We start from the raw sequence: 24,957 nt of genomic DNA, 5'->3' as shown, positions 1-24,957 counted from the left end.
GTAACAGGACATGTTACAGGGACTTTTTTTGTATTTCAGGAGGGAAAACAGATGAATTTTCAGGAAATGATCTTTGCATTGAAGAAATTTTGGTCTTCCCAAGGCTGCATCATTCAGGAACCGTATGATGTGGAAAAGGGCGCCGGTACGATGAATCCGGCTACATTCTTGCGTACCTTGGGGCCGGAACCGTGGCATGTCGCCTACGTAGAGCCGTCACGGCGCCCGGCAGACGGACGGTACGGCGATAATCCGAACCGCCTTTATCAGCATCATCAGTTCCAGGTTATCTGCAAGCCTTCACCGTACAATATTCAGGAGTTGTATTTGCAGAGCCTGGAAGAACTCGGCATCAATCCGCAGGAGCATGATATCCGTTTCGTTGAAGACAACTGGGAATCGCCGACCCTCGGCGCCTGGGGACTCGGTTGGGAAGTATGGCTTGACGGCATGGAAATCACGCAATTCACGTACTTCCAACAAGTCGGCGGTATTGATGTCAAGCCTGTGTCTTCAGAAATTACCTACGGCATGGAACGACTGGCCATGTATATCCAGGGCGTAGATAACGTCTATGACCTGGAGTGGACGACGGGCGTAACGTACGGTGATATTTTCCACCAAAATGAAGTGGAGCAGTCGACGTATGCCTTTACCTTGAGCGATTCGAAATTGCTGTTTCATCTATTTGATCTCTATGAAGCGGAAGCCATGCGGGTTATTCAGGCCGGTTTCGTCATTCCGGCGTATGATTACGTCCTGAAATGTTCGCATACCTTCAATCTCTTGGATGCCGGCGGCGCTATCAGCGTCAGCGAGCGCGCCGCGTTTATCGGTCGTGTCCGCAATATGGCCCGGGCCTGTGCGAAGACGTATTTGGAGCAGCGTGAGAAATTGGGATTCCCGATGTTGAAGGAGGATAAATAAATGAGCAGAGATTTATTACTGGAAATCGGCACGGAAGAAATACCGGCTCATTATATGCCGAGCCTGTTGAGACAGGTGAAGGAATTGGCGGCAGCGAAGTTCAAGGAAGCCCATATCAGCCATGAAGCGATCAGAGTGCTCGGCACACCGCGCCGTGTAGCTTTGCTGATAGCCGGTGTCGCGGAAAAACAGGCCGACGTTTCGGCCAGAAATAAAGGGCCGTCCGTCAAGATCGCTTTTGATGGCGAAGGAAAGCCGACAAAGGCGGCTGCAGGTTTTGCTCGCGGGCAGCAAGTCGATGTTGCCGATCTGATCGTCGAAGACGGCTACGTTTTTGCCGATGTGACGACTGTCGGCGCCGCGACGGCGAGCCTTTTGCCGGCAATGATGAAAGAGCTCGTCCTGTCCTTATCTTTTCCGAAGAGCATGATATGGGGAAATCAGGATGTTCGTTTCGTTCGCCCCCTGCGCTGGTTCGTAGGTCTTTTCGGCAGCGACGTCATTCCTTTTTCGCTGGCCGGCGTTCAGGCAGGCAAGGTCAGCCGCGGTCATCGCTTCTTGGGGACAGGGGATTTTACCGTTTCTTCCATGCGTGAATATGAACGGGTAACGAAGGAACATTTTCTCATCGTCGACCCGGAAGAGCGGAAAGCGATGATTCTCAAAGGGCTGCAAGAACTGGCGGAAGAAAAGGGCGGTAGGGTCATGATAGATGAAGAGCTGCTGGAAGAGGTCGTTTATCTCGTCGAGTACCCGACAGTCCTCTGCGGCGCTTTTGACAAAGAATTTCTGGCGTTGCCGGAAGCTGCCATCATCACGCCGATGAAGGATCATCAGCGTTATTTTCCGATGCGCGACGGGGACGGCAAGCTCATGAATCTTTTCCTGACCGTACGCAACGGCGATGCCGCGTATTTGGAAACGGTCCGGCGCGGTAATGAACGCGTACTGCGGGCCCGGCTCGACGACGCCAAATTTTTCTTTGAAGAAGATAAAAAGAAAAAATTGGCCGACCGTATTGACGATTTGCAGAAAATCGTTTTCCAAGACGGCTTGGGAACGCTTCGTGATAAAGCCGAACGCCTGGCGGCCATTACGGTATTCTTGAAGGATAAGTTGGATTTGCCCGTCGATAACCGCGATTTGCAGCGTCTTTCTTTATTGGCGAAGACCGATTTATTGACGCAGATGGTTATGGAATTTACGGAATTGCAGGGCGTCATGGGGAAGGAGTATGCGCTTCTTGACGGAGAAAAGGCGGCTGTAGCCGAAGCGATTAACGAACAGTATTTGCCGCGCTTCGCCGGAGACGGGCTGCCGCAGACGATAATGGGAAAAATTCTCGTCGTTGCCGATAAATTCGATACCATTACCGGTTCGTTCAGCCTGGGCCTGGTTCCGACGGGATCGCAGGACCCCTTTGCCTTGCGCCGGCAGACGATCGGCATTCTGAATATCCTGATGGAAGCGGACTGGAATTTGAATTGTACGGAAGTTTTCGCGTACATCCTGGAGCTTTTGCATGTCGCTTTTAACGATCGGGAAGCCGTCATGGGTCAGCTTAACGAATATTTTGCTCTTCGTCTGAAAAATATTTTACAAGATCAGGGGTTTGATTACCGCATTATTGATTGCGTTTTACAATCTGACACACTGAATGCGGCCGCGGCTGCCAAGCGCGCGGCGGCATTGGCAGCCGCCGGCGTTATGGAACAGACGGAATTGCTGCAAGCCTATACTCGCGTTGGCAATATGGTCAAAGATGCCGACGATACGGCTGTCGATCCCTCCTTATTTGAAAGTAAGGAAGAAACGGCGCTTTTCGCTGCCTGCCAAGCCATGTCCGGCCGTTTGTCGCAAGCCTACTCGACATGTGATTATACGGCGGCCGTCGCCATTTTGTCCGAAGGTGTCGAACCGATCAACGCCTTCCTTGACAACGTTTTGGTCATGCATGAAAAGGAATCGGTCAAAAGGAATCGGCTGCACTTGCTGACCGCCGTTTTTGCGTTGATCAGGCCGCTGGGAAATATTAAAAAATTATTGTAAAAGGAGCGTGATTGTCATGTTGAATGGAAAAAAACTTGCCTTGCTCGTCGCCTTTTTTGCACTGCTGACAGGGATTACCGTTTTTGCCGAATCTCCCGGTTTTGCCGTTGGCGACGCCGCCGGCGACAATGCCGTTGAAGTCTATATGAGCAGCGACAGCAACTATTATACGTATTTCAATAAGACGTACGGATATTCGCTGGAAGTGCCGAAGACGGCTACGCAGATGGAATCCACGACGTACGGAGACGGCGCTTATTTTCAGGATCCTGCCGATACGGTGACGATTTTTGTCTACGGAGCCGTAAACCGGCTGAATTTTACTGTCGATGAGTTATATACGATGGATATGGGGATCAACGGTTCTCCCGCATTGACGACGAATACACGGACCGGCGACTCCTTTACTGTGTCCTGGAATAAGGACGGGAAGTCGTATTACCATGTGTTCAGCTACAATAAGAAGAGCAATACGTATGCGGCCTTTTCCGTCATTTACCAGACGAGCCAGGAAGCGCAGTACCGGCCTGTTCTGCAGCATATGACCGAAACCTTTGTGCCGGCAGGAGCCGTCGAACCGAAGTCTCTGTAAAATTTTACTTACGACTTGCCAAACAAATTTCTTTTGTGATATACTCTATACGTTAATTTAGGCACTCCTCTGTCTGCAAGACGATGGCCGGTATGGAGACGGACCACGGAAGGCATGAATGTCTTATAGGAGGAAAAAGAAAATGAATATCATCAGCGTACTTGAACAGGAACAACTTCGCAGCGACATTCCCGACTTCCGCCCCGGTGATACCGTAAAGGTACACGTAAAGGTTGTCGAAGGCAACCGGGAACGTATTCAGGTCTTTGAAGGCGTCGTCATCGGCCGCCAGAACGGTGGCGTTCGGGAAACCTTCACCGTTCGCCGGCTTTCTTACGGTGTCGGTGTTGAACGTACTTTCTTGGTGCACTCTCCCCGACTGGCAAAGATCGAAGTTTCCCGCCGCGGTATTGTCCGCCGCGCAAAGCTGCATTATCTGCGCGGACTTACAGGCAAGGCTGCCCGGATTCGCGAACGTCGCTAAGAATGGCAGGGACGCAGGCAAGGATCGGAAATTTTCCGATCCTTGTTTTTTTTATGCAGGCGTTGTCCTTTGCGAAGAAGGAGCGCGGCAGTCTTGCAATCTTTATTTTACGGGATGCTTATGCTATAATATATTGACATATATAAGTGTCCATTTTTATTATGAGGTGATGACATTGATGAAACACGATATCTTCGTTACGGGGCACAGAAGCCCTGATACAGATTCCATTTGCTCTTCGCTGGCAATGGCCAAATTGAAGCAGCTCCAAGGCTTTGACGCCGTAGCCGTCCGCGCCGGTGAACCGAACAAGGAATCGCTTTTCGCCTTGCAGTATTTTCACGTGGAATTGCAGCCGTTGGTTACGGATTTTTATGTAAAGGTCGGCGACGCCGTTTATACCGATATGGCGGCGCTGCCTGTCAGCGCCAGTCTGAAGGATGCCGCCAACTGGTTCCGCGGCCACGCTGCGGATATACTTCCCGTATCGGACGGCGGCAAGTTTGTCGGCGTTGTTGACCGCGCCGCCTTGGCTGAAGAATTTATTAAGACCGTACGCGGCGAAGAACTCAGTACGATTAAGGCCTTGGCTCACGATCCGGCGCTTTCTTTCGCCGTCGGCGATAACGGCCACGACGTACCTGCCGAAGGGACATATCCCGTAACGGATGACGGTAAGTATGTGGGCTTGGTTTGCGCCGAAGCGGTAGCCAAGGTGAAGAAGCAGAAGGTATTTCTCGTCGATCACAATGAAAAAAAGCAGATCATCGACGGCATTGACGAAGCTGAAATCATCGGCGTTCTCGATCATCATCGCATCGGCGGCACCTTAGCGACGGCCGGTCCGATCTTTATCCTTTTCAAGCCCGTCGGCTGTTCGGCGACTATTGTAACGGAACAGTATGAAGCGGCGCATATTGCCATTCCCAAGGCTATCGCCGGACTGTTGCTTTCGGCGATCATTTCCGATACCGTTTTGTTCCGTTCGCCTACCTGCACGGAAGAGGATAAACAGGCGGCCTGTAAGTTGGCGGAGATCGCCGGTGTCGATATCGAGACATACGGCATGGAAATGCTCAAGGCCGGCGCGAATGTTTCCGATTTGACGCCGGATCAGATCGCTCATAACGATATGAAGGAATTCAACGGCAACGGGAAGACTTTTACGGTATCGCAGGTGCAGGTCATGGATACGACGGACTTGCTGGCTCAGAAAAAAGTCCTTCTCAGCGCGCTGGAAAAAATGCGCGCCGAAAAGAATTATGTCGCATCCTTCCTGATGATCACGAGCATTATCGACGAATCGACGAATCTGATTTTTGCCGGCAACATGGATGATATCGTAGCCAAGGCTTTTGCTGCCGACGTCCTTGATAAGGAAGTATTCCTGCCGCAGGTCATGAGCCGTAAGAAGCAGGTTATTCCGCCGATCCTTTCGGCAATGTAAATGTTGCGCTTTTATCAAGGCCCTCATCATGCGGTGTGGGCCCTTTTCTTCTGTATAGACGTAAGGAGCTTGTATGAACCCCATTTTTGCAACCTTAAACGACAGGCAGCTTGAGGCCGTGCGGCATACGGAAGGGCCGCTGTTGATTACGGCCGGCGCCGGATCGGGAAAGACGAAGGTCCTGACCTGCCGTATTGCTCACTTATTGGAAAAAGGTGCGGCGCCGTATCAGATTCTGGCGATTACCTTTACTAACAAGGCCGCAAAGGAAATGCGTGAGCGTGTGCAGCATCTCGTCGGTACGACGGCGGAAAAAATCTGGCTCAGCACCTTTCATTCTTTTTGTGCCAAATTGCTTCGCTTTGAAATCGACGGCTTCAGCGGATACACGCGCAATTTTTCGATTTACGACAGCGCCGATCAACTGACGCTCATCAAGGACTGCCTGAAAACAATGAATCTTGACGATAAGCAATTTCCACCGCGCTCCGTTCTGGGGACGATTTCAAGTGCCAAGAATGTGCTTTGGACGGCTGCGGAATATGCCGAACGGGCCGGCGATTTTTACGAGCAGAAGGTCGCCGAGGCGTACGCCTTATATGAGAAGAAACTGAAGGAAAACAACGCCCTTGATTTTGACGATCTTTTGCTGACAGCCGTCAAGTTGTTGCAGGAAAGACGGGAAATACGAGAAAAGTACCAAGACCGTTTTCACTATGTTTTGGTTGATGAATATCAGGATACGAACAAGGCGCAATATATGCTGACGAAGATGTTGGCTGCCAAGTGGCGGAATATTTGCGTCGTCGGCGACGCGGATCAGAGTATTTATGCCTGGCGCGGCGCCGATATTCAGAACATTATCGACTTCATGGGCGACTACCCCGATGGCACGACGATCAAACTGGAACAGAATTACCGCTCGACGCAGACGATTTTGAATGCGGCTAATGCGGTTATCGAAAATAACGAAGAACGGCCGAAGAAAGTCTTGTGGACCGAAAATGCCGCAGGCGGCAAGATTATCCATTACGCGGCGCAGACAGAGCATGATGAAGCGGATTACATTGCCGGCGTGATGTATAATCGTCACGAGATCAGTCGCGAGCCCTACGGTGATATGGCCGTTCTTTTCCGTACGAACTCCCAGTCCCGCGTCTTGGAAGAAAAGCTTATCCGTTACGGCGTGCCCTATACGATGGTGGGCGGCACGAAGTTCTACGACCGCAAGGAAATTAAAGATGTATTGGCTTATTTGCGTCTGCTTTACAATCCGGAGGACAGTTTGAGCTTGATCCGTATCATCAACGTGCCGAAACGGAATATCGGAGCGGCGACGCTGGAGCATTTGACCGACTTTGCCGAAGCGAGACGAGTCTCTCTCTTTGAGGCGCTTTCGTCGGAAGAGAATCTGCCTGTTACGAAGCGTGCCAAGGCGGCGCTGGAAGATTTTACCGTGACGATTTTTGACTTGCTCAGCCATGTGGCAGAATGGGATCTGTTGACGCTGATCGAGCACGTTATCGCCGATACGGGCTACGGCGCCATGCTCGATCAGGATGCGGCTCATGATCCGCAAGGTGAAAGCCGTAAAGACAATGTCGGCGAATTTCTTTCCGTTGCGAAGGATTACATGGATACGAATGAAGGCGGCAGTTTGCAGGATTTTCTGGAAAATATCGCATTGGTCAGCGATGTTGACGATTTTGAAAGCAACGATTCCAAGGTTACGCTGATGACGCTTCATGCCGCTAAGGGACTGGAGTTTCCCGTCGTTTTTCTCGCCGGCCTGGATGAGGGGCTCTTTCCGCATAGCCGCACCTTGCTGGATACGGCGCAGATTGAAGAAGAACGGCGTCTGGCTTATGTCGGCATTACGCGGGCGGAACGTCAGCTGTATGTGACCAATGCGGCGACGCGGACGATGTACGGCCGCGTCGCCGCGTATTTGCCGAGCCGCTTCCTGGGGGAAATTCCCGACGGGTTAATCGAAGAATTTCATCGCCGCGCCGCCTTGCCATCGCAGCGTGAAGGGGCCGTACCGGGGAAGCAGCGCCTTTCGATTTTGACAAAACCGGTGACGACGTCGCTGCCGAAAAGCCGCGCTGTCGATTCTTCGTGGCAGAAAGGGGACCGGGTTCGCCATAAGGTTTGGGGGACCGGCACGGTTTTGGATGTTATCGGCGAAGGGGCGGGAATGCAGATGAGGATACAATTTCCTACGCAGGGGATACGTCAGATCGTCGTTAAATATGCACCCCTTGAAAAACTATAGGGACGGAGGTACGGTATGACTGATAAGGAAATGGCGCAACGCCTCAAGGAACTGCGTGAGACCATCGATTTTTACGGCTATCAATATTATACGCTCGACAAGCCGACAATTACCGATTATGAATATGATATGCTCTATCGGGAACTGGAGAATATTGAAAAAGCGCATCCCGAATGGATCACCGCCGATTCTCCGACGCAACGTGTAGGTCATAAGATCGCCGGCGGATTTGAAAAATACACACACGATCGGCCGATGCTCAGCTTGGGAGATGTGTTCAACGATGCCGAACTGATGGATTTCGACCGCCGCGTGCGGCAGGATCTTGACGGTGAAGCGCCGGAATATGTCGTCGAGCTGAAGATCGACGGTCTCGCCGTCAACTTGATTTATGAAGACGGCAGCTTTATTCGCGGCGTTACACGAGGTGACGGTACTGTCGGCGAAGATATTACGAATAACATCAGGACAATTCGAACGGTTCCGCTGCATATCGACAACGCGCCGCCTCATATGGAAGTGCGCGGCGAGGTCTATATGCCCGTCCGCGCTTTTGAGGCTTTGAACGAACAGCGGCGCGAAGATGAGCTTGAACCATTTGCCAATCCCCGTAACGCCGCCGCCGGTTCGCTGCGCCAGTTGGACCCGCAGATCACGGCACAGCGCAAGCTTGCCTTTTTCGCCTACGCCGTCGGCGGAACGATAGGAATGGCGATCGGGAGTCAGCAGGAACTGTTGCAACGCCTGCGTGATTTCCGTTTTCACGTTAATCCCGAATCGGCCGTTTTCACGAATATGACAGGCGTCATCGACTTTATCCATACGTGGGATGAGGGGCGCTGTACGTTGCCTTATGCGACAGACGGCATGGTCGTCAAGGTTAATTCCTTCGCCCAGCAGAAACGGCTCGGCAACACTGTTAAAATTCCGCGTTGGGCGATTGCTTATAAGTTTCCGCCGGAGCAGGCCAGGACGAAGGTGCTCGGAATTTCTCTTTCCCTCGGCCGTACCGGCGTCCTGACGCCGGCTGCTGATTTGGCGCCGGTTCGCTTGGCCGGAACGACGGTTAAACGGGCGACGCTTCATAACGAAGACTATATTCGCGATAAGGATATTCGCGTCGGCGACACGGTCATTATCCAGAAGGCCGGCGAGATTATTCCTGAAGTCGTCCGTTCGCTGCCGCAAGAGCGAACGGGGCGGGAAACGCCTTTTTGCATGCCTGCGGTCTGTCCGAGTTGCGGCAGTCCTGTCGTACGTCGTGACGGGGAAGCGGCGACACGTTGCACTAATCCGGCGTGTCCCGCCGTGCTCTGCGAACAGTTTGCCCATTTTGTCAGCCGTGATGCCATGAATATCGACGGCCTCGGTACGGCCAGCGTTCGGCAGCTTGTCGAGAGGCAGCTGCTTCATTCCGTAGCCGATATTTATTCGTTGACGCATGCTGAATTGCTGGGGCTTGAGGGGTTTGCCGAAAAATCGGCGCAAAATCTTCTCCAGGCTATTGAAAAGAGCAAGAACGTCGGGTTGGCGCGGCTCCTGTTCGCGCTGGGGATCCGCTTCGTCGGCGCGAAAGCGGGACGGATATTGGCCGAACATTTCGGTTCCATGGAAGCGCTGGCGGCGGCGGAGTTGACGGAGCTGACGGCTATCAAAGAGATCGGGCCGCGCATTGCCGAGTCGGTCGTCGCGTATTTGCGTGAACCGAAGAACCGGGAGCTTATTCGCGCGCTGCAAGAACGCGGCGTCGATTTAACGGCGGAGAAACGGGAACTGATCAACGCCTCGTTTGACGGAGAGGTTGTCGTTCTGACAGGCAAGCTGGAACTCATGGGACGAAAAGAAGCACAAGATGCAATCGAACGGCGCGGCGGCAAATGTACCGCTGCAGTGACGAAGAAGACGACGTTGGTTATTGCCGGCGCCGAACCGGGCAGTAAGTATGAAAAGGCCAAATCGTTGGGAACTCACATCATTACGGAGCGGGAATTTGCGGAATGGCTGGAGCGCGGATAGCATTTCTCAAAAAAAAAGAAAAATGATATAATTATACGTTGTGAACTACTGTGCTGGTAATTACATTTTCAATAAGGAGTGTCGCTATGAAGGTTAGTGCCGAAGAAATCAAAAAGATCGCACTGTTGTCTCGATTGGAAGTGCAAGACGAAGACCTGGAATCTGTCGGCAAGCAATTGAATGATATTTTGACGTACATGGAGCTTATCGGTCAAGTTGATATCAGTGATGTCGAACCGACGGCTCACGCCGTTTCCATGTTTAACGTTATGCGCGAAGATGTGCCGCAGCCTTCCATGTCCAACGAAGATGCGTTGCAGAATGCGCCGGAACGGGAAGACGGCTACTTCAAGGTTCCGAAAGTGATACAAGACTGAGGAGGGGTACTGTGGAAGCATTGACGATCCATGCACTGCATGAAAAATTGATCAAAGGCGAGATTTCAGCCTGTGAGCTGACGGCCAAGTATCTGGCGCATAAGGATGTTGTCGAACCGCAAGTCAAGGCGTTTTTATCGGATAACAGGGAAGGTGCGGCGGCAGCGGCCGCCGTTGTTGACCGGAAGCTGGCCGCCCATGAAGAGATTGCCGATCTGGCCGGTATTCCCGGCGCTATTAAGGATAATATCTGCATCAAGGGCGAACAGGCGACGTGCGCCTCGAAAATACTGGAAAACTTCAGGTCGCCTTATCATGCGACGGTTATTGATAAGTTGCGCGCCCTCGATTACGTCAGTCTCGGCAAGACGAATATGGACGAATTCGCCATGGGCAGTTCAACGGAAAACTCCGCGTTTCAAGTGACTGCCAATCCGTGGAACAGGGATTGCGTGCCCGGCGGCTCTTCCGGCGGTTCCGCCGCCGCCGTTGCTTCCGGCGCCGCCGTTTGGAGTCTCGGCTCCGATACGGGAGGCTCGGTTCGTCAGCCGGCTGCATATTGCGGTCTTGTCGGGTTGAAACCGACGTACGGCCTTGTCTCTCGTTTCGGACTTATCGCCTTTGCGTCATCCCTTGATCAAATCGGGCCGTTGACGAATGATGTGGAAGACTGCGCGATCGTCCTTAATGCGATTGCTGGTCACGACGTCAAGGATTCGACATCGATTCGGCAGGAAAAAAAGGATTATAAAAAAGCGCTTGTCCGTGATGTGAAGGGCATGAAAATCGGGATTCCGGAAGAATTTTTTGCCGAAGGGCTTGATGACGGCTGCCGCAAGTCTCTGAATGAAGCGATTGAAACGTATAGGAAGCTCGGCGCTGAAATCATCGGCGTGAAAATGCCTCATATGAAATACGGGTTGGCGGCCTATTATATTATCGCTCCCGCCGAAGCCAGCTCCAATCTCGGCCGCTATGATGGTGTCGGGTTCGGTCTGCGCGTACGGGGCAAGGATATTGTCGATATGTACAAAAAGACGCGTTCACAGGGATTCGGACCTGAAGTGCAGCGCCGTATTCTTTTGGGTACGTATGTGCTCAGCGCCGGTTATTACGATGCCTACTATCTGCGGGCCATGAAGGTGCGTACACTCGTCAAAGCGGATTATGACAAGGCCTTGGAAACTTGCGATATCCTTTTGACGCCTACGACGCCGGACACGGCATTCAAAATCGGCCAAAACAGCGATAACCCGTTGGCCATGTATCTCGGTGACGTTTGTACGGTCACCTTGAACCTGGCTGGTTTGCCGGGAATTAGCTTACCTTGCGGCTATAAGGACGGCATGCCTGTAGGCATGCAGCTCATCGGCAGAGCCCTTGATGAAGAAACGCTGCTGCGCGCTGCGTACACCTTTGAACAGGAACGTACGGATTTACGGAAACCGTTGCCAATGGGGGAGGTTAAATTCTGATGAAATATGAATCTGTCATCGGCTTGGAAGTGCATACCGAGTTAAAAACCAAAACAAAGATTTTTTGCGGCTGTAGCACGGAATTCGGAGCCGAACCGAATACCCATGTCTGCCCTGTCTGCCTGGGACTGCCGGGCTGCTTGCCGGTGCTTAATAAAGAAGTCGTGCATTTTGCCATTAAAGTGGGATTGGCACTGCATTGCGATATCTTGGCTTACAACAAGTTCGATCGCAAAAATTATTACTATCCCGACTTGCCGAAAAATTTTCAGACGTCGCAGTTCGACTTGCCGATTTGCCTGAACGGCTATGTCGATATTGAAGTCGGCGGTAAACAACGTCGTATCCATTTGACGCGCATTCACATGGAAGAGGATGCGGGAAAACTCGTGCACAGCGGCGCGACGATCGGTACCTCCGATTCATCCAATGTCGATTACAATCGTACCGGCGTGCCGCTGCTGGAAATTGTGTCGGAGCCGGATATACGCAGCGGCGAAGAAGCAAAAGCCTATCTGGAAAAGCTCCGCTCTATTCTGCAATATTTGGAAGTATCGGATTGCCGTATGGAAGAAGGCAGTATGCGTTGCGACGCCAATATTTCCGTTCGCCCCGTCGGTACGGATACGTTGGGCACAAAAGCGGAAATCAAGAACATCAACTCCTTTACGGGTGTACAGAAGGGGATCGAATACGAAGCTGTCCGTCAGGCTCAGCTTCTTGAAGAAGGCGGCAGGATTGTACAGGAAACGCGTGGTTGGGACGAAAATAAGGGCGTGACGATCAGTCAGCGTGTTAAGGAAGAATCCAATGATTACCGCTATTTTCCCGAGCCCGATCTGATTCCGTTGCAAATTTCGCCGGAATGGATCGAAGAGGTCCGCAAAGAACTCCCGGAAATGCCGGACGCACGCCGTCGACGTTTCATCGATACGTTGAATTTAACCGAATACGATGCGGGGTTATTGACGTTGGAAAAGGCTACGGCAGATTATTTTGAAGCCGTAGTAGATGCCGGCAGCGACCCCAAGGCGGCCGCCAATTGGCTGCTCGGTGAATTTGCCAAGAAACTGAATGATGAGGGGCTGTCCGCTAAAGATGCGCCTGTCTCTCCGGAAAATTTGGCGGAACTGATCGGTTTAATCGCCAAGGGGACTATTTCCGGTAAGATTGCGAAGAAGGTCTTGCCTGAAATGTGGGTTTCCGGCAAGTCCGCCGGTAAGGTCGTTGAAGAACAGGGACTGGTGCAAATCAGCGATACGGGTGAACTGGAAGAAATCGTAAAAACGGTTGTCTCTGCGAATCCGCAGTCCGTAGAGGATTATCGGGCAGGCAAGAAAAAGGCGATCGGGTTCTTGGTGGGACAAATTATGAAAGAAACGAAGGGGCGCGCAAATCCGGCGGCTGTAAATGAATTGCTGATTACAATTTTAGAAGCATAAATATGCGAAGAAAACAGGCTCGATCTTACATCGGGCCTGTTTTTTATGCAATCTGTAAATGACTTTTTGTAATTATAAAAATAGTTTTAAAACATAAATAAGAAAGAATATTATAAATAATATTATGAATTGCAGATAAAATTATTAATAAGTTAAATACATGTGCACTTTAGGAAAGAGAAAAGGCAGTCCAATCTAAAATAAGTATGACTAATAGGTATTAATACAATTTACAGCACTTACTATACAAGGTATAATAATAACAAGTTCTTACTGCGGCACTGCTTGTATGTTCTTTATGAAAATCGAAAGTAAATGCTTGATATTAGGGATTGTTTTGATGGTCAGTTTTGTTATGCAAAAAAAATGAATAGGGAGGGTTGAGTTGACGGGAAATTATGTATAACAGATTGTGTCAGTGAAATCAATGCAGGTAATAGGAGATCAGGTTTTCATTTTCGGAACTACAGCGCGTTGCATGTAATTTTTTGTGTTGTCTCTTTTTTTTTGTTGGAGGGAAAGGTGAATTTAATATGACCGTATTTTTGGCCGTGCTACCCCTTTTGTGGCTGATTATAGCCTTGTCCATTTTGAAAGTGCCTGCTTGGAAGGCTTGTATGGCTGCTGCTCTTATTTCTTTTATTGTTGCTGTCCTGCCGCTGGAAGCCTACAATAAGGTTCCCGGAATTATGCTTTCCGGTGCGGTGGAAGGTGTCGCTTTAGCCGTTTGGCCTATTTTATTGGTTATTACGGCCGCTATTTTTACATATAATCTCGTTGTTCATACGAAGGCGATGGAAACGATCAAAACCATCCTCACCTCTGTCAGCCCGGATATGCGCGTTCTTTCTTTGCTCCTGGCATGGGGGTTTGGCGCTTTCATGGAAGGCATGGCCGGCTTCGGTACGGCTGTTGCCATTCCTGCCGCTATGATGGTCGGCCTTGGTTTCCACCCGCTTAAATCCATTCTAGCCTGTTTGGTCGCCAATTCTGTACCGACGACGTTTGGCTCTATCGCCATTCCTACGACTACATTGGCTATGTTGACCGGTCTTGATTCCGCCGCGCTTGGTCAATTCATTTCTATTCAGCTCTTTATCTTGAATATCGTTACGCCTTTCTTTGTTGTCGCCATTATGGGCGGCGGCTTCAAGGCCCTTAAAGGTGTATTCTTAACGACGTTAATTTCCGGCCTTGCCCTGGCTGTTCCCGAATTGGCGATTAACATGGCAGCTGGTCCCGAGCTCTCTGTTATCGTTCCGTCTCTGATCATTATGGGGGCTGTTGCGATTTGTGCAAAAATCTTTAAAACCGACAATCCGAAATACAAGGTTGAAGCGGATGTTCGCCAGGTTTCCAGTCACGAAGCTATTATTGCGGCAATGCCCTTTATCTTGATTTTTGTTCTTCTGATCATTACGTCTAAGTTGGTACCGGCCATTAACGTACCGCTCAGTTCGATTAAAACGTCTGTTCCTATTTACATGGGTGCCGGTGCTAAGCCGTATACGTTTGTTTGGATTGCTACGCCGGGGATTATGATTTTCCTTTCCGCTTTCATTGGCGGCGCCATTCAAAAGGCCGGGTTCGGTGAAATGTTGGGCGTATTGGGAAATACGTTCAAAGGTTTAAAATTTACGTATATTACAATTATATCCGTCGTTGTAACGGCTAAACTCATGACCTACAGCGGCATGACAGCCAACATCGCCGATGCGCTCGTTGTAGCTACCGGTTCGCTTTATCCTGCCTTTGCTCCGCTTGTCGGTGCGTTAGGTGCATTCATTACCGGTTCCGGAACAAACGCCAACGTTCTTTTCGGGCCCTTGCAGACTGCTGCGGCAGGCCAGATGGAAGCCGGCAACAACAGTTTGGCTCTTTGGTTAGCGGCCACCAATTCTGCCGGTGCCGGCATCGGCAAGATGTTCTCCCCGCAATCCATCGCTATCGGTATCGGTGCCGTTGCGCCTGCTTTGGAAGCGTATCTTTCTACGAATAACGTAGAAAAGGCAAAGGCTGATGAGTTGCGTTTAAGCATTGAGCCCAGCTCTATCATGCGAAATGTGGCAGTTTACTTTATTCTCTTCATCGTTGCAGCCGGTGTCATGGCGTATATTGGTAAGGGAATCTTTGTCGGCTAAGCGTATCAATGTAGAACTTAGCTTATCTTATGTGGAATATGAGACAGCCGCGCTAAATCCGAGATTTAGCGCGGCTGTTTTTTTTGTTTTGGAAAAGAGTTAATGCTCCGTGATTGAATTCGAAAATTGTCGATGAAAGCCTTTGACGAGGAAACGTAGTTTTATTGTTTGATAATATGATGCCGTTCAGATCGGACTGCAAACTGTCATTATTGATACAGACAATACTTCGCTATGATAAAAATACAATTAATAATGTCTTAAAATCATAATAAAACTAAGGATAAAGAGTTAAGAAAATAAATTTTGTTAAGTTTAAGAATTATTAGTGTTGTTGGCAGTAAATTTTAACGTGTTAATGGGATATAAAGTAAAGCTGTTTTGTTTCGGGTTTAAATTAATTTTACAATGAGAAATCATAAAAAAATATCGACTTATTATCATAGTTGCAGTATAATATGAAAGGATGATAATTTAGCATGATGAATATTCGATATTGACAACAAGTGTATATTTTACGCAAATTATCATTTCGAATTCATCGGAAAGGAGAGGGCAGTGTTATCGTAACCGTTCATTTTATTTGTAAAGGAGTTGAATTTTATGAGTGAGGAAAAGACGCAAGTTGTTCATGAGGATTTAAATCGCGGGTTGCAGGAGCGGCATATTCAATTGATCGCTTTAGGCGGGGCCATTGGCGTCGGTCTGTTTTTGGGTTCGGCTTCAGCTATTGAAAAGGCGGGTCCCGGTGTCGTTGCTGCGTATATTATCGCCGGTATTGCCGTTTTTTTCGTCATGCGGGCCATGGGAGAAATTACTGTTGAATATCCTGTCTCCGGGTCGTTCAGTGCTCATGCCTATCAATTCTTAAATCCTTTGGCCGGTTATATTTCGGGATGGAATTACTGGTATGTATGGGTCGTTACGTGTATGGCGGAAATTACGGCTGTTGGCGTTTATGTTCATTTATGGCTTCCTGACCTGCCGCAGTGGATATCCTGCTTATGTGCGTTGGCGCTAATGACTTGTGCCAATTTGATTTCTGTTAAAGCATATGGGGAATTTGAGTTCTGGTTCGCACTGATTAAGATTATTACTATTATCTTCCTCATTTTGACAGGTTGCGGCATGATTTTCTTCGGCCTTGGCAATGACGGCGTAGCTGTGGGCATTTCCAATTTGGTGTCACACGGCGGTTTCTTCCCCCATGGCTTTGGCGGTGTGTTCGATACGTTACTGATGGTACTGTTCGCTTATGTCGGGATTGAAGTTATCGGTGTCACGGCAGGCGAAGCTCGAAATCCGGAAAAGACATTGTCTGCAGCCATTGACAAAGTTTTGTATCGAATTTTGTTGTTCTACGTCTTAGCGTTACTCGTCATTATGTCCATTTATCCTTGGGATCAGCTGGGACATCAAGGCAGCCCCTTCGTCATGGTTTTTGAAAAGCTCGGTATCAGCGGTGCGGCAAATATTATTAACTTTGTCGTTATTACAGCCGCGCTATCTTCGTGCAACTCCGGTATTTACAGTACTGGACGTATGTTGTACAACCTCTCTCTCCAAGGTACGGCGCCGAAGGCTTTCAGTGTCGTAAACAGCAATAAAGTGCCGTATCGCTGCATCGGCATTTCCGTATTCTTCATGCTGATCGGTGTAGCCCTCAACTATTTCTTGCCTGCATCGGTCTTCGAAATCGTTACGGCTGTCAGTGCTTTTGCCTGCATGGTTACGTGGATGATGATTCTGTTTTGCCAGATGAGTTATCGTAAAGGCCTGAGTGAAGAAGAAAGAGCCCATATTAAATATAAGATGCCTTTTTCGCCTTTTTCAAACTACTTAACCTTTGCCTTCTTCGTCATCGTTATCGTTTCCGCTTGCTTTAACGGCAATACTTTTGTCGGGGTCATCGCTACGGCAGTCTGGATCGCAGCCTTGATTATCGTGTACTACGCTCTTGGGTTTAACAAAAAACTGCAGAGAGTTGAATTTGCCCGTTATCAGGGTGATGATGCGGATCCTTCAAATCATTGATCATCAACAGAAGAAGATAGTCACTGATTAAACTGTTAAACAGATATAATTGGTATCGGGACATCTGTTATTTAACAGGTGTCCCGTTTTTTTAAGAAGGAAGATGAATGGTATGGACGTTAAGGAATTGACAATGAATTATTCGCGTCGTCCCGTATGGGCGCAGATCGATCTGGATGCGGCTGCCGGCAATATGAGACAGCTGCGCGAACTGGTAGGCAAGGATATCTTAATTACGGCTGTCGTCAAAGCCAATTCGTACGGACACGGTTCGGTGGAGCTTTCCAAAACGTTTTTGAAAAACGGAGCGGATAGACTGGCTGTAGCTTGCTTGGATGAAGCGGTGGAGCTCAGGCATGCCGGTATTTCCGCCAAGATGTTGGTATTGGGTCATACGGCGCCGGAACGGGCGGAAGAATTGATTCAATACGGCGTTGACGTTGCCGTATTTCATTTTGATGACGCGAAACTGATTTCCGATATGGCTGTGAAACTGAATCGTCCGGCCAGTATTCATATCGCTACGGATACGGGGATGGGGCGAATCGGCTATAGACCTTCAGAAGAAAGCATTGCCGAAATTAAAAAAATAGCAGCCTTGCCGTCACTCATTTTAGAAGGCATCTTTACCCACTTCTGCGTTTCCGATATGAAGGACAAAACGTTTACACAGGAACAATTTAAGCGGTTTTCGTGGTTTTGTAATCGGCTGCGGGAAGAAGGCGTTGCTGTTAATGTGCGGCATTGTTGCAGCAGCGCGGCCACGATGGAATTGCCTGATATGCGTTGTGATATGGTGCGTCCGGGAATTGTACAATACGGCTATGACCCGTCTGATGAGGTTCGCATCGGCGCGTTGGACATTAAACCGGTCATGTCGCTGCATTGCTGTATCAGCCATATAAAAATTATCGAAGCCGGTGATACGGTCAGTTACGGACGGCATTTTACAGCCCAGGGGCCGACAAAGATTGCAACGTTGCCAATCGGATATGCCGACGGATACCCGAGATTGTTGTCCAATAAAACGGATGTGATCGTACACGGCAAACGGGTTCCTCAAGTGGGAAATATCTGTATGGATCAATGCATGATCGATGTTTCCTCCATTCCTGACGTCCAGATCGGAGACGAGGTCGTTCTTTTTGGGTCGCAAGGGGAAGCCGCCATTACGATTGAAGAGATTGCCGCTAAGGTGGGAACTATTGTTCATGAAATAACCTGCAATATCAATCGACGCGTGCCGCGTGTCTATGTTCAGGGAGGAAAGGTAGTTAACAGAGTAGAATATCTCTTTCCGTGAGTGGGCGTAAGATTTTTACACGAAGATCATGGCATGAACAAAAAATGTTGGCGTATCGAGAACGGCATTGTTCTTGATACGCCAATGCGTTTTATAGGCTTAAAGGAGCGAGTCGTTCTTGCTGCCGGCGAGTTTTTTTGTATCGAAGGTAAGTGAGTACCGTTTTCAACGGGGGAACATGCCTAGCTATGAGCAAATCGTCATTTCCGAATATTTTATGAATTTACGTAAGAGCTGTTCAGTTACATTAACATAAGAACTGCTTATAAAGACGAGCCAAGCATAAAGAGGCGTAGGCTAATTGTCAATCTTTTTTCTTTTCCATCGGAAAAAATCTTTCATCAGTTGGGCGCATTCTTCTTTTCGGATGTCCGTCGTTATTTCGGCACGATGATTGAGTGCGGGGCTGTCGGCGATTGCGAAAACAGAACGGCAACCGCCGCCTTTGCTGTCGGGGCAGCCATATACGACGCGATCAATACGGCTGTTGACAATGGCGCCGGCACACATGGGGCACGGCTCTACCGTCACATAAAGCGTGCATCCTGTCAAGCGCCACCGATGCAGTTGACGGCAGGCTTTTTCGATGGCGAGAAGTTCGGCATGAGCCGTTGCGGACGGTAAGCTTTCCCGTAGATTATAAGCGGCGGCGATCACTTTTTTCTGATAAATGATGACGGCGCCAATGGGAATTTCTCCCAAATCAAATGCTTTCTTGGCCTCTGCCAGGGCTTTTCCCATATAGAATTCATCTTTTGTCATACCGGTTGTTGATTCTCCCTCCGTTTCGTGGTATTTTATCAAGAGCGTTACGATTATTCTACAGGACCTGCGTCGTTTAGGCAATGAGAATGTATCAATAATACGGGAGGATAAAGATGGATTCGTTATGGTGGCAAATCTTTGATATTTTGGGGACGTTGGCTTTTTCGTTGTCAGGAACACTTGTGGCCATTTCCAGGCGGATGGATATCTTTGGCGTTTTTGTTTTGGCTGCGGCAACAGCGATTGGCGGCGGGATTATGCGGGATATTATTTTAGGGAATTTTCCGCCTATTGCCTTCCAGAAAGATATATATTTTGCCATTATCATTTTCACGATTGCCCTTACCAGTATAGGTATCCGTTATTTTGATACCAGGCTCCGCCAGAATGTAATGCATTATTCGCTGCTGTTTTATTTGCTTTGTGATGCTGTCGGATTGGGCTCTTTTACGGTAACGGGAACTCTCATGGGGTGCTATTACTTTCCTGATCACTGGATGTTTGATATTACTTTCGGGACGTTGACCGCCGTTGGCGGCGGCGTAGTCCGCGATGTGTTGGCAGGACGCGTGTCCAAATTATTTAAACACGATATTTATGCGACCGCTTCTATTGCCGGGGCGATAGCTTTGCAGTTTTCCTATGTTTGCCTGGAGCAATCGGCCGTATCCTCCGCATTCCTGGGGTTTATTATTACCGTTACTATCCGCATGTTGGCCATATCCTTTAAGTTCAACTTGCCGCGTGTGAAAAAGAAACGAAACAGCCAATTTTTTTAATGTATATGGCATCGTTTTTTTCGTCAGAACGTCGTGTTGCGGTATACAAAGATAGAGAGCTATACGGTGAGTCTGTCGCAGCCGTATTCAAACGCATGGCAGCTAATGTGTTGAAGGAAAGGCGGAACGAAAGGCAACTTGTAAATGACGGAGAAACGAGACAGGCGGAAAAAGCGTTTCTCTGCCCCGGTTCGAATCATGTTCTTGTCTTTCTGCCGGCGTAAAATCCTTTTCAGCCATTTTTCTTATAGGCGCCGGGTAAATCGTTGTCGATAGATGGACGGTAGCTCCTTTTTTGTGGTATGCTGTTTACGGAAAGGAATGCTTTTCGCATAAGGCGTTTTAGCGCTGCCTCGCAGTGGATTTTGTACATCCGAATACAGCAGTTCCGAGAATAACCTTGCCGATATGCTGAGGCGGACGGCAGTAAGGTAAACTGCCTGCTTATTAGAGAAATATGTGATGTTAGGCTTTGAAAGAGATGATATCATGCATCTCTTCGGAGGTGAAAGATTGAATTCAGTACATAAGTTTATCAGTTGCGCCGTTATGTCCGTTCTTTTGTCAGTAGGTCCCGTGGCCTGCAGTAAGACGATTCTCTATGTGCCGCAGGACAACCGTCCCGTCGATTACGCTTATACCGTTTCCACGGCGACCGATGCCGGGTATACGGTGATCACGCCGCCGGAAAAATATCTTTCCGGAGCGAATTTTCAGGGCTCGCCTGAAGACTTGCTGAATTGGGTAAATACCCATGCAGGCGAAGCCGACGCGATGGTCCTGTCGATCGACTCGTTGGTTTACGGCGGACTGGTCGATTCGCGAAAGCATAATTTGTCGATGGCGGTCCTTGAAAGCCGGTTGAAGGCGGTAGAAGCGATACATGAACGGTACGGGTCTGTGCCCATATATGCCTTCAGCACGGTCATGCGCAGCCCCTGGGCCGGCGGCAAAGGCGTTGAGCCAGATTATTATCTAAAGTTCGGCAGCGATATTTATGAGTTGGCAGGTTTGCAAAACAAGCTCGATGAAGAAGGGCTGAATCCGGAAGAGAGAAGCAATTGGTTTGCCATCATGCGGCGTGTGCCGTTGGAATATTTGCAGGACTGGTTTAATCGCCGCAATAAAAATATGGCGATTAATCATCGGCTCATTGAGGACGCGAAAAAAGGCGTGTTTGCATACTACAGTCTCGGGCACGATGACAACTCCGCCCATACGCAGTCTTCGTTGGAAGCGAAATATCTGGAGATGGCGGGGAAAGAAGTGCCCAAGAAGGTTTTCGGTTCCTTCCCGGGAGCCGATCAACTGGGGTTGCTCCTGATCACGCGGGCCAATAACGATTTTAATCAGTATCATCCGAAAGTTGCCGTTATTTACCCTCTCGGCGGGGCCGAAAAGACTGTTCCCAGCTATGACGGGCAGGCGATCGGTAAGACGATTGCCGCTCATATTGAGGCCGTCGGCGGTACGCTTACGACAACGGGGCGGCCTGATCTGCTGCTGGCTGTCAATACACCGCTGACGACATCGACAGGAGAATCGGCAAGTTTTGAGAATTTCCCGATTATGTTGGAATCTACGAAAGCGTTCCTTCAGCAAATAGAGAGCGCCGTTGCCGATAATATTCCGGTCAGCCTCGTCGATATGGCTTTTTCCAACGGTTCCGACAATACCCTGGTCTACGGCTTGTACAAGGATAAAATGCTGTATCGATTGGCCGGCTATAACGGCTGGAACACGGCCAGCAATTCCGTCGGTTACGGCTTGTCACAGGGGATTCTGGCACGCTATATGACGCCGGAGCGCAACGCCCAGATGCTGACGACACAATATTTGGACAATTGGGCCTATCAGGCCAATGTCCGCGACTATACGACACGAATGAAACAGAAGATCGAAGGCAATCAGATCCGGCGGTATTATCCGACCGTTATGGGCGAGCTGCAGAGCTTGACGCAGATGCAGGTACAGCGATATGCCGAAGATTACCTGGGCGTTGATCCCAGGACGATTCAGGTGACATTTCCCTGGAATCGATTGTTTGAAGTGTATGTAGATGTTCACGATCAACCGGATGTCGTCTTGGAAGCGCAGCAGCGGCAGCGCATGCGGCAGCGCGAATTGAACCGTCTTCAGGAGAATTACAATAATGCCGTTAAGGCGATCGAGGCAGCCAAGAAGCAGGCTGCCGAAGCACAGTTGAAGCAGGGGCAGGCGGGAACTGCTCCCGTAAAGATCAACCCTCAGCTGGAAGCGCAGCTGGAACAGGCGAGGCAGGCGGCATTGGCGAAATATGAGGAAGAAAAACAGGCCCAAGCCGTATTGGATGCGGAAGAAGCGGCGCAGCACAGCCGTACGTGGCAAACAAACTGAAGCTGTTTTTATGATGACCTGTAACGCTTATGATATGAAGCTGTAACATCTTTTGTGTATAGTAATAGGCATCAAAGGAAAAGGAGTTGAGTATCATGAGAGGAATTCAAAACATAGAAAGAAAGTTTTCCGCCACACTGTTGGCCGGTGCCGCCGTTGCCGTTTTGGCAGCCGTGCCGTTTACATCTTCTTTTGCCGCCGATACGGATAACCGGCCGGCGCCGCCTATGATGGGAGCGCCGCGAGAAAATATGGCGCATCAGGTCGATAAGGATAAACATATTGACGATATGGTCACGGCAGGAAAGCTGACGAGTGAACAAGGGGAGAAGCTGAAGGCGGCGTTGAAAGAATTTTCGGCAAAACAGCGCAGTGAACGGAAAGCGTTTTTTGATTCTTTGCCGAATAAGACGGGGATTTCCGAAAGCACGCTGAAAGAAGTGTTCAGACCGCGGCATGGGCGTGGCCACGATAATCCCAAGGCGGCTATGGACAAATTGGTTGAACAGGGAAAAATAACGCAACAGGAAGCGGAGGCGTTGAACGCATTCTTCACGAAGCGTGCGGAAAATATGTCGGCGCGGACGGATACCGATGACAGAAATCGCCCCGATCCGCAGCAATTCTTGGCTGACATGTCGGCGTCAACAGGAATCTCCTCGGAACGTCTTAATGAAATCAGAGAGCTGATGCGTCCTCAGCACAGCGATAAAAATTCATGATCTGGAAGCCTGTAAAAGAAGGGCGCTGAGCCTTTTCTTTTACAGGCTTTTCTTGTATAATGAAGAAATGGATATTAAACAAAAAGATGATGTAGCGCATGTGGAGCAAAAAAAAGACGCTGAAAACCAAATAGGCAGTGAAGGATCGAAACCCTTGAAAAAGAAACTATTTCTACAAGGGCTTTTTTGCGTGTGCGCCTGTTGTATTTTCCTTTTAGGAACCAGTTGTTTCGTGCCGACTTTCTGGCTGCCTGATAGGGAAGCGTATGTCCAGGTCCGGGAGCAGATGACGGCGGCGGATATTGCCGCCGAGCTTCATGATGAGGAATTGATTGTCAGTCCTACTTGGTTTCGGTTTATCGTTACCGCAACAGGACAGGGGCAGGCGCTTAAACAAGGGGAATATACGATCCGGTCTCATATGAGTCTGTACGAAATTATCTCGAAGCTGGAAAGCGGCAAATCAGAAGCGGCGCGCCTGGTCATTCCCGAAGGCTATACGGCGCGGCAGATAGCAAAAGAGGTTGACCGGCTGGGGATCATTTCGGAAGCTGACTTTCTTGCCGCCGCAAACCGGTCGGACCATCTTTATGCGTATATGGAGGGAAATCGTCAGGTCAGCGTCAAAACGGAAGGATTCCTTTTTCCCGACACCTATTTCATTCATAATTCGGATACGGCCGATGATCTCGTCAAAATGATGCTCGATAATTTTGATAAACATTTGACGCAGGAAATGAAAAAGGGGATCGCCGATAAGGGGATGTCCATCTATCAATTCGTCACCTTAGCCTCGTTGGTTGAAAAAGAGGCTAAATTCGATGATGACCGGCTGCTGATCGCCTCAGTATTTCAAAACCGGCTTCAAGCGCAAATGAAGCTGCAGTCCGATGCCAGCGTTTCCTATGCCACAGGTACTCATAAATCCGCCTATGATCTGGATGAAATTGAATACGATTCACCGTACAATACGTATCTGCATGCAGGACTGCCGCCGGGGCCGATCGGCAATCCCGGTGAAAAGAGTATGGAAAGTATCTTGAAAGCGCCGGAGACGAGTTATATGTATTTTGTTGCCGACGCACAGGGGCATAACTATTTTGCCATGACCTATGAAGATCATATGAAAAATGTTCACCAATATATGCCATGAAACGATTGCTGAAGGAAATGGAAACCTATGCCGCAGCCAACGCCATCCCCATCCTGCGTACTGCCGAGGTGGAGTTGTTGCGGCGGATTACGGCTTCGGCTGCGCCGCGTCGGGTCTTGGAAATCGGCACCGCCATCGGGTATTCGGCGTTGCTGTTGGCTTCCCGGTTGGGTCGCGGCGGAACCATCACGACGATTGAATGCGATGCTGAACGCGTGCAGCTGGCTAAAACGTATATCGGGCGCTCTCCGTATGCCGCTGTCATTGATGTCATCCATGGCGACGGGACCACGTTGGCGGAAGAACTGGACGGACCTTGGGATTTCGTCTTTCTTGACGGACCGAAAGGACAGTATGTGCGGCAGCTTCGCCTGCTGTTGCCGAAGCTGTCGCCGCAGGCCATCGTCGTTGCCGACAATATCCGTTACCATGACATGGTATATATGGAAGGCGTTTTGCCGCATAAGCACAGGACGGCCGTTTTGCGGCTTCGCGAATACATGGAGCTCATTAGTGATGAACGCTGTTTCCAAAGCGTCGTATTTGAAAATGGAGACGGTCTGACCGTTTCCCGCTGGAAAGGATAGGGGGATGGGAAAA

General features: G+C 49.5%; 19 protein-coding genes. 18 read left to right on the top strand and 1 reads right to left on the bottom strand.

All coding sequences use genetic code 11. The features are described from left to right. Positions 1–51 precede the first annotated feature (51 nt). From glyQ to alr, 13 genes are all read left to right on the top strand, one after another. Positions 52–927 (top strand): glycine--tRNA ligase subunit alpha, encoded by an 876-nt coding sequence (glyQ, locus tag C0977_RS00580; protein ID WP_101912041.1) that lies wholly within the window; start codon positions 52–54, stop codon positions 925–927. After that, a complete protein-coding gene (gene glyS / locus C0977_RS00575) occupies positions 928–2,976 on the top strand; it encodes a glycine--tRNA ligase subunit beta (RefSeq protein WP_101912040.1) in 2,049 nt (682 codons plus the stop codon). 16 nt (positions 2,977–2,992) lie between these two features. After that, on the top strand, positions 2,993–3,568 hold the full coding sequence (locus C0977_RS00570; protein WP_023053013.1) for a hypothetical protein: 576 nt from the start codon (positions 2,993–2,995) through the stop codon (positions 3,566–3,568). 142 nt (positions 3,569–3,710) lie between these two features. Next, positions 3,711–4,052 carry a 50S ribosomal protein L19 gene (gene rplS / locus C0977_RS00565; RefSeq protein WP_023052955.1) on the top strand — a complete coding sequence of 114 codons (342 nt, stop codon included), beginning with the start codon at positions 3,711–3,713 and terminating at the stop codon, positions 4,050–4,052. 178 nt (positions 4,053–4,230) lie between these two features. Next, positions 4,231–5,499: a manganese-dependent inorganic pyrophosphatase gene (locus C0977_RS00560; RefSeq protein ID WP_101912039.1), complete on the top strand. Its 1,269-nt coding sequence runs from the start codon at positions 4,231–4,233 to the stop codon at positions 5,497–5,499. 73 nt (positions 5,500–5,572) lie between these two features. Continuing rightward, entirely contained in the window at positions 5,573–7,774 is a 2,202-nt protein-coding gene (gene pcrA / locus C0977_RS00555) for a DNA helicase PcrA (protein WP_101912038.1), read from the top strand. A 15-nt stretch (positions 7,775–7,789) separates the two neighbouring features. Then, entirely contained in the window at positions 7,790–9,790 is a 2,001-nt protein-coding gene (gene ligA / locus C0977_RS00550; RefSeq protein WP_101912037.1) for an NAD-dependent DNA ligase LigA, read from the top strand. 86 nt (positions 9,791–9,876) lie between these two features. Then, positions 9,877–10,167, top strand: a complete 291-nt coding sequence (gene gatC, locus C0977_RS00545) for an Asp-tRNA(Asn)/Glu-tRNA(Gln) amidotransferase subunit GatC (RefSeq protein ID WP_023053115.1) — start codon at positions 9,877–9,879, stop codon at positions 10,165–10,167. Positions 10,168–10,178: 11 nt separating this feature from the next. Beyond that, positions 10,179–11,642: an Asp-tRNA(Asn)/Glu-tRNA(Gln) amidotransferase subunit GatA gene (gene gatA, locus C0977_RS00540; RefSeq protein ID WP_023053005.1), complete on the top strand. Its 1,464-nt coding sequence runs from the start codon at positions 10,179–10,181 to the stop codon at positions 11,640–11,642. Beyond that, entirely contained in the window at positions 11,642–13,084 is a 1,443-nt protein-coding gene (gene gatB, locus C0977_RS00535) for an Asp-tRNA(Asn)/Glu-tRNA(Gln) amidotransferase subunit GatB (RefSeq protein WP_101912036.1), read from the top strand. Before gatA ends, gatB begins: the two co-directional genes overlap by 1 nt. A gap of 533 nt (positions 13,085–13,617) precedes the next feature. Further along, positions 13,618–15,225: an L-lactate permease gene (locus C0977_RS00530; protein ID WP_023053032.1), complete on the top strand. Its 1,608-nt coding sequence runs from the start codon at positions 13,618–13,620 to the stop codon at positions 15,223–15,225. A 603-nt stretch (positions 15,226–15,828) separates the two neighbouring features. Continuing rightward, a complete protein-coding gene (locus tag C0977_RS00525) occupies positions 15,829–17,259 on the top strand; it encodes an amino acid permease (protein WP_101912035.1) in 1,431 nt (476 codons plus the stop codon). A gap of 112 nt (positions 17,260–17,371) precedes the next feature. After that, positions 17,372–18,562, top strand: a complete 1,191-nt coding sequence (alr, locus tag C0977_RS00520) for an alanine racemase (RefSeq protein WP_023052945.1) — start codon at positions 17,372–17,374, stop codon at positions 18,560–18,562. 297 nt (positions 18,563–18,859) lie between these two features. Here the strand turns inward: alr and tadA are convergent, their stop codons facing one another. Then, complete coding sequence (gene tadA, locus C0977_RS00515) at positions 18,860–19,324, bottom strand: tRNA adenosine(34) deaminase TadA (RefSeq protein WP_101912034.1); 465 nt, start codon at positions 19,322–19,324, stop codon at positions 18,860–18,862. 116 nt (positions 19,325–19,440) lie between these two features. On the opposite strand from tadA, the gene C0977_RS00510 reads away from it, so the two are divergent. From C0977_RS00510 to C0977_RS00485, 5 genes are all read left to right on the top strand, one after another. Next, on the top strand, positions 19,441–20,106 hold the full coding sequence (locus tag C0977_RS00510) for a trimeric intracellular cation channel family protein (protein WP_101912033.1): 666 nt from the start codon (positions 19,441–19,443) through the stop codon (positions 20,104–20,106). A 549-nt stretch (positions 20,107–20,655) separates the two neighbouring features. After that, complete coding sequence (locus C0977_RS00500) at positions 20,656–22,482, top strand: DUF4127 family protein (RefSeq protein WP_419177919.1); 1,827 nt, start codon at positions 20,656–20,658, stop codon at positions 22,480–22,482. Positions 22,483–22,577: 95 nt separating this feature from the next. Continuing rightward, a complete protein-coding gene (locus C0977_RS00495; protein ID WP_101912031.1) occupies positions 22,578–23,204 on the top strand; it encodes a hypothetical protein in 627 nt (208 codons plus the stop codon). Positions 23,205–23,271: 67 nt separating this feature from the next. Continuing rightward, entirely contained in the window at positions 23,272–24,357 is a 1,086-nt protein-coding gene (gene mltG / locus C0977_RS00490) for an endolytic transglycosylase MltG (RefSeq protein ID WP_101912325.1), read from the top strand. Continuing rightward, positions 24,354–24,944, top strand: coding sequence for an O-methyltransferase (locus C0977_RS00485; RefSeq protein ID WP_101912030.1), 591 nt, complete (start codon positions 24,354–24,356; stop codon positions 24,942–24,944). Before mltG ends, C0977_RS00485 begins: the two co-directional genes overlap by 4 nt. Positions 24,945–24,957 lie beyond the last annotated feature (13 nt).

Origin of the sequence: Megasphaera vaginalis (ex Bordigoni et al. 2020) (assembly GCF_900240295.1) — a bacterium.
GTDB classification, from domain to species: domain Bacteria; phylum Bacillota; class Negativicutes; order Veillonellales; family Megasphaeraceae; genus Megasphaera; species Megasphaera vaginalis.
Note: the sequence above shows the minus strand (reverse complement) of the source record. Positions and strands in the feature narration are given on the sequence as shown.